The organism is Paenibacillus wuxiensis (assembly GCF_040195695.1).
In the GTDB taxonomy this organism is placed as follows: domain Bacteria; phylum Bacillota; class Bacilli; order Paenibacillales; family Paenibacillaceae; genus Paenibacillus_B; species Paenibacillus_B suaedae.
The window spans coordinates 159519-171847 of record NZ_JBEFZI010000002.1 but is presented as its reverse complement, the minus strand read 5'-3'; the positions used below and the strand labels follow the sequence as shown (position 1 = coordinate 171847).

Annotated in this window: 12 protein-coding genes; 1 reads left to right on the top strand and 11 read right to left on the bottom strand. The window is 44.3% G+C overall.

What is annotated here, in order from left to right:
* Nucleotides 1-201 precede the first annotated feature (201 nt).
* The 10 genes from ABN764_RS04045 to ABN764_RS04000 form a co-directional block, all read right to left on the bottom strand.
* Complete coding sequence (locus ABN764_RS04045) at nucleotides 202-906, bottom strand: stalk domain-containing protein (protein WP_446671009.1); 705 nt, start codon at nucleotides 904-906, stop codon at nucleotides 202-204.
* A gap of 29 nt (nucleotides 907-935) precedes the next feature.
* Entirely contained in the window at nucleotides 936-2099 is a 1164-nt protein-coding gene (locus ABN764_RS04040) for a TolB family protein (protein WP_446671008.1), read from the bottom strand.
* 258 nt (nucleotides 2100-2357) lie between these two features.
* Complete coding sequence (locus tag ABN764_RS04035; RefSeq protein WP_446671007.1) at nucleotides 2358-3848, bottom strand: sensor histidine kinase; 1491 nt, start codon at nucleotides 3846-3848, stop codon at nucleotides 2358-2360.
* On the bottom strand, nucleotides 3849-4529 hold the full coding sequence (locus ABN764_RS04030; protein ID WP_446671006.1) for a response regulator transcription factor: 681 nt from the start codon (nucleotides 4527-4529) through the stop codon (nucleotides 3849-3851). It lies immediately after the preceding gene.
* Nucleotides 4530-4671: 142 nt separating this feature from the next.
* Nucleotides 4672-5166, bottom strand: coding sequence for a DUF4358 domain-containing protein (locus tag ABN764_RS04025; protein WP_446671005.1), 495 nt, complete (start codon nucleotides 5164-5166; stop codon nucleotides 4672-4674).
* A 21-nt stretch (nucleotides 5167-5187) separates the two neighbouring features.
* Nucleotides 5188-6336 carry a DHHW family protein gene (locus ABN764_RS04020; protein ID WP_446671004.1) on the bottom strand — a complete coding sequence of 383 codons (1149 nt, stop codon included), beginning with the start codon at nucleotides 6334-6336 and terminating at the stop codon, nucleotides 5188-5190.
* 32 nt (nucleotides 6337-6368) lie between these two features.
* Nucleotides 6369-7775 carry an MBOAT family O-acyltransferase gene (locus ABN764_RS04015; RefSeq protein WP_446671003.1) on the bottom strand — a complete coding sequence of 469 codons (1407 nt, stop codon included), beginning with the start codon at nucleotides 7773-7775 and terminating at the stop codon, nucleotides 6369-6371.
* A gap of 30 nt (nucleotides 7776-7805) precedes the next feature.
* Nucleotides 7806-8507: a GDSL-type esterase/lipase family protein gene (locus ABN764_RS04010; RefSeq protein WP_446671002.1), complete on the bottom strand. Its 702-nt coding sequence runs from the start codon at nucleotides 8505-8507 to the stop codon at nucleotides 7806-7808.
* A 198-nt stretch (nucleotides 8508-8705) separates the two neighbouring features.
* Nucleotides 8706-10508, bottom strand: coding sequence for a sensor histidine kinase (locus ABN764_RS04005; RefSeq protein WP_446671001.1), 1803 nt, complete (start codon nucleotides 10506-10508; stop codon nucleotides 8706-8708).
* Nucleotides 10505-11182 (bottom strand): response regulator transcription factor, encoded by a 678-nt coding sequence (locus ABN764_RS04000; protein ID WP_446671000.1) that lies wholly within the window; start codon nucleotides 11180-11182, stop codon nucleotides 10505-10507. The genes ABN764_RS04005 and ABN764_RS04000 overlap by 4 nt, the downstream gene beginning before the upstream one ends.
* Before the next feature lie 171 nt (nucleotides 11183-11353).
* Between ABN764_RS04000 and ABN764_RS03995 the strand changes: the two genes are divergently transcribed.
* Nucleotides 11354-11635 carry a hypothetical protein gene (locus ABN764_RS03995; protein WP_446670999.1) on the top strand — a complete coding sequence of 94 codons (282 nt, stop codon included), beginning with the start codon at nucleotides 11354-11356 and terminating at the stop codon, nucleotides 11633-11635.
* An 83-nt stretch (nucleotides 11636-11718) separates the two neighbouring features.
* On the opposite strand, the gene ABN764_RS03990 is transcribed toward ABN764_RS03995, so the two are convergent.
* Nucleotides 11719-12180 (bottom strand): YqxI family protein, encoded by a 462-nt coding sequence (locus ABN764_RS03990; RefSeq protein ID WP_446670998.1) that lies wholly within the window; start codon nucleotides 12178-12180, stop codon nucleotides 11719-11721.
* Between the last annotated feature and the right edge of the window lie 149 nt (nucleotides 12181-12329).

The window sequence follows — 12329 nt, the reverse complement described above, 5'->3', positions numbered from 1 at the left end:
TTGATGGGCAACGGGTTGAATTCGCCGATTATCTCCGATACAAGCCTCCACCACCTTCCATAAAGGGGCCTGTAATGGTAATTTTTTATATATTTAACATCTATATATTACCTTATCTGATACTTTGTGTAAACACCTCTTTAAAGGTTTAACGGTGTCAAAACAAATCCCCCTGATTTGAACTTCATCAGGGGGATCTTATTAATTATCAGTCAGTTTCGCTACACTAACAGCGACCTGTTCGATTTGGCTGCTGCTCAGGGTACCATCGGGGGAACTGATCGTCACCGTACGGTCATCCAGTTTGAAACCAAGCAGCGGCGTTTTGGAAGGTGTATACCACTTGGCGCTGATGCCATTGGACAGCTTTACCTCCTTGAATTTATAGTCGTTGGAATAATCACGTGGCGACACATTAATGGTCATATGCTTAAAGAGTAAATTGACTCCATCGCTCGAAGCTACAGCTTTAACATAGCTGTCGTTTTTGGCCATTTGCTTTGGCGCATAGGCCGTCTCAAAGGATTCAAAATCGGCGTAAGCCTCCTTGATCGCCTTAATCTGTGCTTTATTGTAATTGATCGTTGTCCATTCCCCTGCTGGCTGGCTATCGCCGGTCTGCTTCGTTACCAGCCGAATCTGCTGGCTGGCGGCATCGTATCCGACATTGATTCCAGTCATGTCGGAAATGGCCCGCACAGGCAAATACGTCGTATTTTTATAGGTGATCGGCACCAGCCTATTGCCATTACTGTCTGTTAAGGACTGATCGGATCCGTTTACTTTAAAGATAATGCCGTGATTGAGATAAGCGTTGATCTTCTCGAGCTTGCTTCCGGCATATACACCGGCGGTTCCCGATAGAGTCATTCCAAATACGATAGTGGACAGAAGTACTTTTTTCACAACGAATCTCTCCTTTTTATTGAACAAATTCATTTTTTGAAATCGACAATATGGGTTACGGCAAGCTTCTCTTTGTCATCCACGGTGATACCCAGCCTGGAGCCGGAAGGGTTCCAGCTTAGCGGATATGCCGGGTAATACGGTAACCCTAGCGGGGATACCTTACCGGAGACTGTATCAAAAATATAAATCCCATTCATGCCGCCCTTATCCTCGGTATAAACAGCGAAGGCCAGCTTGGAGGAATCGGGAGACCAGTTTTGGTGGGACAATACATCACCTTTACCAATGAGCAAGCCTTGCAAATGACCACCAGTATCGTAGATGAGCAGGCGCGATTCTCCCTGCCCGCCGCTGCCCGCCGTGGAGACGGCAATCCGCTGACTGTCAGGAGACAGGCTTAAGGTGGAGACATCAGCTGCAAGTAGGTTTGGCTTAGAACGTGTGGGGGTGAAGCTTTTCAGGCGGCTTTTAGCATCTGTGTAATAAATCATTCCGTTACCCACAGCAAATTCGGTGAAGCTCTCGATTTCGGAATCCCGCAGCTCGATCTTTGCCCGGGTACCGTCCACGGATATGTTCCATATCTCGCCTCGCCCCTCCATCGAGCCGGCTGCAAGAATATAGGAGTCATGATTGAGCCAACCGCCTACTTCCATATAATTGTCGACCTCGACTTCGTGCTGCTCCCCTGTAGCCATATTTTTGATCGCATTCACGGCCTCATATTTATTCTTCCAAGTCTGAATGAAGCTGTATTTCCCATCAGGTGATCGAAATGTTTTGATGACCTCTTCCTGACCTGCTCCTGTCTGTTCCTTGATGCCCTGCTGCTCACCTGTCTCCAGATCATAACGGAACCGGCGGTAGCTATATTGCGCTTCCTTCGCAGCGGTGGCCTGCTTCTCCAACGTGGTTACCTGGATATCCAGTTCATGGTCTGACAGCCATTTCTCTATATTTGCACCATCAATCCGGTGTATGCGCTGAACAGCAATTCCCTGCTCAACGGGTGGTTTGCTCTCCTTGACCACTGTCAGTTCACGTTTTTCTCCTCCATCTCCGGTGCTGATTTGGCCTGTTGTAACCAGCGTACTGCTCTTCTGCTCTGCATTACAGCCGAATAAGATGCCAGCTGACAGCAAAGTCGTGGTAAGCAGTCCGGCGAGGTATTTCCCGTTGATAACCTTCATCGGAGTCCTCCTGCTTCAAAATGTTATTCAGACCCAGGTCACTTGATCCAGTTGTTGTCTCCTTCCGAACCAACCGGTTGCAAGCTCCCCCATGCCCTTAGAATAGTGCGGCAATATTGCGCAAATATATCTGGCTTGTAACGAACTTGTAAACAATTCAGAAAGCTGGACTCGGATGAACGCTTACCCATTGTGAAGAGCCCGGATGATTTCATTCATTCCGGGCTTCGCCTTTGTCATGGTGTATAGATTGAACTTCTAACCGGGAGCAAGTAGTGGAAGTTCAACCCTGAACCGCGAACCGTCCGCTCCCGTCTCGGCAAGCTGTACCGTTCCTCCTTGCTTCTCGGCCAGATTGCGAACCAGCGCTAACCCAAGTCCTGTTCCGCCGCTGGTTCTTGACCGGTCTCTGCTGACCGTATAAAACGGATCGAAAATGCGGGAAACAGCTTCCTCCGGTATACCGATTCCTGTATCGGCAACCTCGATAATCATCCGGTGTGCTTCGTCTGCTGGCGTTACAGTGTAGTTAAGCAGGTGAATGTGTCCGCCTGGTCTGTTATATTTCACGGCATTGTCCAGTAAATTTAGCATGATGTGCATCACGTTCTCGGGATCAGCCCACACCTCACCTGCAGCAAGCGAAGTATGGATCGCAACCCTGCAGCTGTCCGCCTTTCCTTGCAGCTGAGCCACAGCTTCCTCCAGCAATGGCTGCAGCGAAACCGCCTTCGCATGTGTCTCAAACTCGTAAACATCCATCGCTGACAGCTGCAGCGCCTTCTCCACAAGACTGTATAGCCTCTGCGCCTCCTTATGGATGCGCCTTCCGGCATCCTCCATCAGGGCAGGATCATCGCTGTACATATTCAACAGATCAGCGTAGGCGATAATCGAGGTTAACGGCGTCTTCAGCTCATGGCTGATATTGCCGATGAACTGCTTTTGCTGCTGCTCCAGTTCTCGCAGTCGCCCCACCGTTTCAAGCAGCTTCTGTTTTTCTTCATGCAAAGCACCGACTGATGTAGAGATGCTTCTGCTCATTTCATAGATTCCGTGTGCCAGCTCACCCAGCTCATCCTTTCTGACTACCGAAGGGGCCGATAGATAATCACCTTGCCCAATTTGCGCTGCCGCCCTGTTCATCTTGTCAATGACATTGACCTGCCGCCGGACATACACGTAACCGATTAGAAAACCGACACCCAGCACGATGCCTCCGACAACTAAAAACAACTGGCGAATTTGGGCGAAAAATGTATTTTGCTCGGTGAGCAAAGCATGAAACTGCACCGTGCCAAGGCGCTGCTCGGCATTGTACAGAGGAGCAAGAAACAACAGCTGATCCCCTTCAGTAATGTACGCCGACTGCCCCTGTGCTGTAATTTGCAGCGCATGCTGCACATCGGCCGGTGGCTGAAATGGCACTGAGGTGCCGGCAATAGAGCCATCCACCGTATACAGCGTCACCGCCATACCACTTTGTGCGCCCAAATCTACGGCCAGTCGTTGACCCAACTGCTTCATAAACTGATCCGGCGGCATCCTGTCTTCGGTCAGATATTCCTCCCGAACGCGGAGATTGGCAGATTCTACCTGTCGAGTAAAAGATCGCTCCAGCATGGTTCGCTGGTTCTCCCGGATGCCGCTCAGCACCAGCACGCTCAGGCAGGTTACGACAAAAACGAGCAGCAGGGCGAGCAACAAAGACATTTTCCCCTTTAAGCCCAGCCGAAATTTTCCGGTCATCTAGGGTGACCCCGTGCTTTTATAGCCGATTCCGTACACGGTCTGAATAAGCCCGTGGTGACTGCCCAGCTTTTTGCGCAGCCGCTGCACATGGATGTCCACGGTGCGGGTACCGCCCGCAAAATCCATATCCCATACCTTCTCCAGTAGCATTTCCCGTGAATAGACCCGCCCCGGATTGCGCATCAGCAAGACCAGCAGATCAAATTCCTTAGGCGTTAAATCCAGCAGTTCTCCTTGGATAGTTACCGTGCGGCTGAATATCTCTGCGGTCAAATCCCCTAGTCTCAGCAAATCCTCCTGCTGCATTTGATGTACATATCCTCCCCTGCGTGATAGAGCCTTGACTCTGGCCAGCAGCTCCCTCATATCAAAAGGCTTGGTCATGAAATCGTCAGCGCCCAGCTCCAACCCCAGCACTTTATCGACAATATCATCCTTGACAGTCAGCAGCAGAATCGCAGGCCGCGGCTGTCCATCCAGCTTGCGGCATACGTCATAACCACTTACACGAGGCATCATGACATCGAGCACCATAACGTCAGGTGAGAACGTCTCCACCTTTTCCAGCGCCTCCTGACCGTCCGCAGCTGTATCCACCTCATAACCTTCCCTGCTCAGCGCGTAAACTAAGGCCGCCTGAATGCTGCTCTCGTCATCCACCACAAGTATTTTGATCATGGACATCTCCACTGATTTATTTATGGTTAGCTCAACAATCTATTTTTGACGTTACGAGTCCTTATGGAATATAATACCTATTTGATGGTAACATAAGTTTGCTGCTAAGTGTACAAGAAAACCATTACGACGATGTGCAGGTTTACTCTAATGCCGCGTCAAATGCCTTTTCGATCTGCTCAGCATCAGCTGAGACCACAAACAGAACATAGTGAGACTTCACCTTTAGTACATGTTTTTCAAGCAGAGCATATTCATCAGGGCGATAATCTTTGAATTTAACGGCTTGAGCGTCGATTCTTTGTGCAATACTTGCTTTGACACTGTCTATTAGGCTTTCGTCTTTCACTTTAAGGACAACAATTTCATCCGCTCTAACGTTAGAGGAAGCAGTATATAGCAGGAAGTCCTCAACTTGTTCCGAACCAAGGTCGTACAGCTTCTTCAGCTTGTGCGCGTCCCCTTTTTTCAGCTTATCCAACTTGACTGATTGTTTCATCTGATGCTCTATCTTGGCAGCAGACACGTTGATGTCTGACTGCTCCGAAGCACATCCCGCTACTGCGCTAATCGCAATGACGAATAGGAGTAATGCGAAGAATCGTTTATTTTTAGCAATATAATGATAAGTGCTCATGGGTATGATCCTGTTCCTCCTTTACCCTTCTTCGTTCGTTAAATAATTGATTGATGGATCTTCAATGAATGTATTCATGTTATACAGAATCAACATGTCATGGATTTGATGCTGCCTCGCAAGCGCTGCTACATCTCCTTCATAATAGCGAAGGTCAACCATATAAATTTCACTGAAATGCGATGTTAAAAAAGGCACAAAGCTGTTCGCATAGGAATCCTTGACCACTAGCAGCTTCTTCCCTTCCCGATGATTTGTTTTCAACTGAATAAGAGAATGATTGCCGTTAAAAAACACAGTGTACTTGTCCTTCTTCTTCACATTGTCCATCGCATACATCGAATTCGTGGACTGTTGCTCTTCGACATAATCGACGGTAACCTTCCCTTCATTCTTTGGTACATACAAATCTATACTATCCGAGTGCAAATTCCGAAATCCGCTCTTTGAATATAAGGAGCCATAGAAATCTTCCGTTACCGTTCGGATCTCGAATTCCTCTTCCTTCATCGGCTTGTATCCCATCCAATTGCCTAGCTGTTGGTACGCATAGTAAGCACCCTTACTTGTCCAATGATGATCAGTTTTATAGTAGATCGATTCATTCTGATGCGAAGACAGTGCAGGGTATACATCGTCATAGAGAATGCTTGGATTCAATGATGTTTTTACGGTATGTAGAGCATCCAGCTCTCGATTCTCAGATACGTATTTAGGGAGCTTGCTTTGAATCACACTAACAGCGGTCGGAGCAAGGATTACATACTTATTAAGTTCAGGTGTCGCCGTATGAAAGGCATTGATCGATTGGATTTTCTTTTCAAGCTCTCCTTTTTTCATAGCAGCGAATTTCTGAATTAAATAGTCGTCTTTGCCAAGGTATACACCGTTACTTTCTTTTTTACCTATCGCTTGATCCGCATTAGACTTTATACCAACCCATACATCTCTAACTACGAATTGATCCGTTATAAACTTTTCAAAGTTGGAGGTGAACTTCCCCGAAATAAAGCTGTGAAAGGAAAACGTCGGGAACTGCTCAAGCTTCCGATTTTCTGCCTCTGAGAATTCCCGCTTCGGCAAGATCAAGTTGAGTACGAGAACAAGGCCGATTAATGAAAGAAACAATATAGCGACAACAGACTGAGACAACTTGTCATAACGATTCAAGCGAAATCACCTCCTTTGTGATGTACGACTTCTTAAAATCGAAAGTATAAGAAGGGATTATACGTGTCATTGACCAAATAGGCTGTAGAAAGAAACAGGAACAGAACATACAGGATTGGCGATAAAATTGCGCTCCCTAATGGGTATCTTTGCTTTAGTGCTAAAAACATCCTCTTCGGCAATGGCGTCGCTGCCAGGATCGCAAGCAGCAATATAATGAGATTCGTCGACAAGTAATAATAAGTGTTGTTATCAACAAAATGGTGTGTGCCTAAGCCAAACATAGCCTCTACATATGCTAGGGCTGCTGATAAACGATCAAGATCAAAGAATACCCATCCAACCATGACAATGAGAAGTGTATATAAATTCCCTATTCCACGAGGGAGATGCAGCAGCCATTTGTGCAGGAACAGCTTCTCCATCACAATAAAGCATCCGAAATAAAGGCCCCATATGATAAAATTCCAGCTTGCACCATGCCACAAACCGGTCAGAAACCACACAACCAACAAATTGCGAAGCTGCTTTACGATCCCTACCCTGTTCCCGCCTAAAGGAATATATACGTACTCTCGGAACCATGATCCTAGTGACATATGCCATCTACGCCAAAACTCTGACACGCTGGTTGCTATATACGGATAGTTGAAGTTCTTTGTGAGCTCAAAGCCGAACATTTTTCCAAGACCACGTGCCATATCCGAATACCCGCTGAAATCAAAGTAGATTTGCAACGTAAAGGCAAGGATACCGATCCAGGAAGTTGCTACTGTCACGTCAGACATAGCTGTTGCTTTGATGCTTGACCAGAGCATGCCGATATGATTTGCAAGCAGTACCTTTTTTCCAAGTCCTCGAATGAATAATTGCGTTCCTTCCCCAAATAACGATATTGTAATCTGGCGGTTTGCGAGTTGTTTCGATACATCACCATATGCAACGATAGGCCCTGCAACTAGCTGTGGGAACATCGTCACATAGGTACCGAAGGAAATGAGATTTTTCTGAACGGGAACTTTATCTCGATACACGTCGATTATGTAAGACATGGTCTGGAACGTGTAAAAGGAAATGCCGACAGGGAGCGGAAGTGTCGTCACTTCGAAATGCAAGCCGAACAAAGAATTGATGTTCTCAACTAGAAATCCGTAATATTTAAAGAATCCGAGAATCCCGAGATTTCCGACAATGGAACAGACCAACAGTGCTCTAGCAGTGCTTTTTCGATACCGATATTTATCTATAAGCAGCCCATACACATAATCGATTACCGTTGAAAAGAGCATGAGAAAGATGTAAACAGGCTCTCCCCATGCATAGAACACTAAGCTTGCTACAATCAAAATTGCATTTCTCAGCTGATTCGGTGCTATAAAATAGATAAGAATGGTTATCGGCAAGAAGAAGTACAAAAAAATCAGACTGCTGAATACCAACGCTCGTTGACCTCCTTTATGAGAAGCGTATTACAGTTCGCCTTTCAGAAAATCGAGCAAAAGCGGATAAAATTCAGCTTTGAAATGAATGCCGTCCTCATCATAGAGGGCTGGATTCTGCTCAGCAATAGAGGACACATCTACATACTTCACTTGTTTTTTGCCAGCCAGTTCTTTTAACATTTGATTGTACGCGGCAATATTGGAGTACCTTGGCTCTTCTTTTAACGCTTTCTCTGTTACCGGGGTCACCGACAAGATCGTTATTTTGGTATGAGGGAGCTCCTCTTTCATTTTATCGAGCAGCAAACCGTATTGTTGAATCGCGAACTGTAATGGATTCTCCGTCGGCCAAAGGATGTCATCTGAGCCGAGTGCGATAAATAGATGTTCCGGATTTCTCTCGACCAGTTTGGCCACGTCATTATCTTTTAAGGCGAAAAAGGCTGTTTTTCCGGCCTCTCCAAATACATTCCTGATGTCCAAAACATCATGAAACATAAATCCTTCTGTAATGGAGTCGCCAAAGAAAACACTTTTGTTGAATAATGCTTTCAGTTCATCATTTTCATTCATTGATGTTGAGGCTTCTTTTAACGTTTTTGCGTCTTTGTTTGCTGACGCTTCTGTATCAACTGCCTGTGAAGATGTTCCCCCATTTTGATTTACGCAAGCTGTTAGGGAAACAACAAGCATTCCTGCCAGCAGTATGGTTTTCCATGTGTTCAACATTATATTCTTCCTCTCCTGTGACTCATTTTTTGTTAATTTGATGTATGTGATGTTCCTACCTCATAACAATGAATAGTCTAATGTGGAGAGATGCAGATAAAGTGCAGACGAGATTGATATAAAATAAAAAAAGAGCAGTTCTTGATATTGTCAAGAAACTGCTCGCATATATAACGAATCTGAATTGGTTTGGCTTATTTAAGAATTGCTTTTCTTCAGGTTGAAAAAGAAGAGAACACCGTCCATTGTATTACATGCGCCATAATCGACTTCATGCAATTCCAATATTTTTTTGGAAATGGCCAGTCCGAGGCCAGTTCCCCCAGTAGAACGATGGCGGGAGGCTTCTCCACGATAAAAGCGATCCCATATTTTCTCGATTTTCTCTGCCGGTATTTGGACACCCGTATTTTCAATACATACCTTCACCGATTCCTGTTTCTCATTCATGGAAATATGAATGGAATTCCCCTCAGGTGTGTAGCGTATCGCATTCGTGATAAAGTTGACGATTACTTGACCGATGAGGAGTTGATTGGCCACGACTTCGACCGGAACAAGAGATACATGTAAACTCAAATTCTTCCCAGCAATTTCTGTAGAGAGCTTCTTACATGATTCTTCAATGACTGTATCGATACGGAACGTGTCCAATTGCATGTTATAGGTGCCTGATTCATATTTCGCTAATTTCAACATGTCCACGATGAGAAGATCCATCCTCTTCACTTCACTTTCCATCGCAGTAAAGTAATAATCCTTCTTGTGGTTCGCTACCCCATCCTTCAAGATCGACAGACAACTCTGGATGACACTCAGAGGGGTTTTCAATTCATGCGATACACCGGAAATGAATTCCTTGCGTGTATGCTCCAACTGCTTTTCTTTTTCAATGTCATGCTGAAGCTTTTGGATATAGGAATGTAACTTGTCCGATAACTTATTAATATTGCGGGAGAGATCCCCGATTTCATCCTTTGAAGTAATCGGAAGCTTTTCAGAGAAATCCAGCTCCGTTATTTTCTTTGTCATTTGATTAATTCGCAATAAAGGTCTTGCGATACCTTTAGAATAATAGAACGAGGCCAGCAATATAAGAACCAGAACGAATACAATGAGATAAAGATAATAATCCTGGATCATCTGTACGGCTTCATCAACTGGCTGCAGGGAGGTCATTGCAAATAGATAGGCGTCCTTCCCCTCTTTGTCTTTTATAGGCATAACAAATTGTTTATATTTGATATCATTCTCTTCGTACGTACCTTCTAATGTAGCTGCTGCCTCCTCTGCATTCTTCACCAGCAATTCCGCTTGAAATGCTCTGATTCGGTCTAAGAACAGGTGGTTCGAATAAATAAATCGTATAGGTTCATTTTTTGCAGGAAGCTTCGTTTTCGTTATGGTTCCGTATAGGGAAAATATAGGGAATTTCCCAGCACTCTTATCTCCTTCATATCCATTTGGGAAGAGCTCATGCTCTTTTTTTGCGATTTGATTATTCTCCCACGTAAGTGCGAAGTTATATATGCTCATTCGATAAGGAATAACTTCTGTCCCTTTTCTAAGGACTTGAATTACGGCGTCGGTTCCTTTTCGTAGAAATTCATGTCCTTGTCGGATTCCCTGAAAATCAGTAAAGCTATATAAAGGGATTGTGATGGTTTTGGCAGCGAAATCCCCACCACTAACCCCATTTATTTCAACTTCGATCGAGTCATCATTGCTTTCTTTTATATTGCCGAATTGATCCAGCACAGTCACCCATGTATTATGCTCTCGATAAAATTCCTGTTCCAGCCGCTGTATCTCTACCGTCTGATTGTCGTGGTTAGCATAGTTTTGAGCGAATGCTTCAAGGCTTGCTTTCACATTCTCTACCTTTTGATGGACATAATATTTCTTGAAAAATACGGTCTGGCCAAAATAAATGATGGCGAGGATAAGTAAACATAATGCGGTAGTTAACACAAATAATTTGAATACGATCCCTTTTTTCATGTTATCTCCTCAAATTTATAGCCAGACCGAACAACCGTAACGATGCAATCCGATTTGTCCCCTAGTTTTTGACGCAAATTCCGTATATGACTGTTGACCGTCCGTTCATCGCCTTCATAGTCATAGCCCCATATTCTCATTATCAATTGTTCGCGCGTGATAATAATTCCTTTGTGCTTCATTAAGTATGATAGGATTTCAAATTCAGTATGAGTCAAGCTGCAGCTAACTCCATCTACAGTAACCGTGCGAGCATGCACATAGACGGAAATGCCGCTGCTAGAGATGATTTCGTTGTCCATTTCTTGCATTTGTCGGTTTTCTAGCAATCTCTTCGCTCGAGCGAGTAAGATTGGTGGGCTGTAAGGCTTGGTAACGTAGTCGTCCGTACCCAGTTCAAATCCAAGCAGTGTATCATCTTCATCGACGCGAGCGGTTAGCATAATAATCGGTACATTTGAAGTTTTGCGAATTCGACGACATACGGACCAACCATCTAATTCTGGCAGCATAATATCAAGGATAAGCAGATCCACGTTATTTTCCTGAAATAGTTGTAATGCTGCTTTGCCATCCCCTGCTTCTAGAACGTTGTATCCTTCGTTGCTAAAATAGTCTTTCATAATTTCCCGCAATATATGTTCGTCTTCGACAATTAAGATTGTTTTTGTCATGTTTGATACCCCGTTGATTATTGTAGAGTGAATACAAGCTGATCTTACAAGAAGTTTAACCATGATCCGGTATATATTTCAACTGTTTCATCAGGGGAATGCATAATGAAGGGATAGAAAAACAATGATAACTATGATTGAATACCATTTATGAAAAGGGGATTTTTCACCATGCATTCTGATTTTGAAAACGCATTTACACGAATCCACCTGTTGTATCATGCGAATCAACATGCACTTACACCTGAGGAGATCCAACCTGAGATTAACAGCCACGGCTATCAATTTAGTCCACAGCAAGTAAAACAAGAGCTGGATCATCTGACGAACGAAGGCTATTTAACTATAACAGCTTCCCAATACGATATTACATTAAGGGGAAAAGATGAACTTCGAGACGCTCAGCAGCATCTGGAGACATTATATCAAGAAGTCGCAAAGAAGAAAGTATAAGCAGCTGCTTATATCACAAAAACCAATCCCATACGGTTTGTAGTAACCGGGCAGGAGATTGGTTTTGAATTAACCAAAGTTAATTACAGCAGAAGCCAGTCAACTGTCGTAGCAATTGCTTCAGCAATTGCTACACCGTATGAATCAGGAACTCCTGCCATGCGAAGGCCATCGAGAACAATGGTACTGATGTCTTCAGTCGCATAATCCTTTGTCGTATCGATTTTGGCTATTGCATTATCGATACCTTCAATGATTTTGCTGGAGTTGTTGGAAAAATATTTTGCTGTATCTTTATTAAGCCATTTTGCAACATTGTAGAGTACTTCACCACCAGTAGTAACAGATCCCTTAATTACACCAAGAGCACCTCTAACCAGCACACCCAATTTTCCGGAAGCTTCAACTTGTCCATCCATAACTTTAAGGGCTACTGATGTTACAGGTGCAGGTTTTGCAGCAGCAAATGCTTGTGTCGCCGGAAGTATCGCACTACAAAATAGAACAGCGGCCATCGAAGTGATCATTATTAATTTCTTGAACAATTGGCAGACCCTCCTAGAATGAGAAAGTATGATGGGATTAATACCCATCACTGATAATGATTATAACATTCCATATTTATCCAAATTAGGTTCTGTTGAACTATTTTGTGAATTGTAAAGTAAATATTAGTGCAGAAAATTCCGTTATA

Coding starts and splice junctions, on each gene's coding strand:
- ABN764_RS04040 (WP_446671008.1), bottom strand. CDS start 2,099: ATGAAGGTTATCAACGGGAAATACCTCGCCGGACTGCTTACCACGACT.
- ABN764_RS04025 (WP_446671005.1), bottom strand. CDS start 5,166: ATGAGCACTTATCATTATATTGCTAAAAATAAACGATTCTTCGCATTA.
- ABN764_RS04010 (WP_446671002.1), bottom strand. CDS start 8,507: ATGTTGAACACATGGAAAACCATACTGCTGGCAGGAATGCTTGTTGTT.
- ABN764_RS03995 (WP_446670999.1), top strand. CDS start 11,354: ATGCATTCTGATTTTGAAAACGCATTTACACGAATCCACCTGTTGTAT.
- ABN764_RS04035 (WP_446671007.1), bottom strand. CDS start 3,848: ATGACCGGAAAATTTCGGCTGGGCTTAAAGGGGAAAATGTCTTTGTTG.
- ABN764_RS04000 (WP_446671000.1), bottom strand. CDS start 11,182: ATGACAAAAACAATCTTAATTGTCGAAGACGAACATATATTGCGGGAA.
- ABN764_RS04005 (WP_446671001.1), bottom strand. CDS start 10,508: ATGAAAAAAGGGATCGTATTCAAATTATTTGTGTTAACTACCGCATTA.
- ABN764_RS04030 (WP_446671006.1), bottom strand. CDS start 4,529: ATGATCAAAATACTTGTGGTGGATGACGAGAGCAGCATTCAGGCGGCC.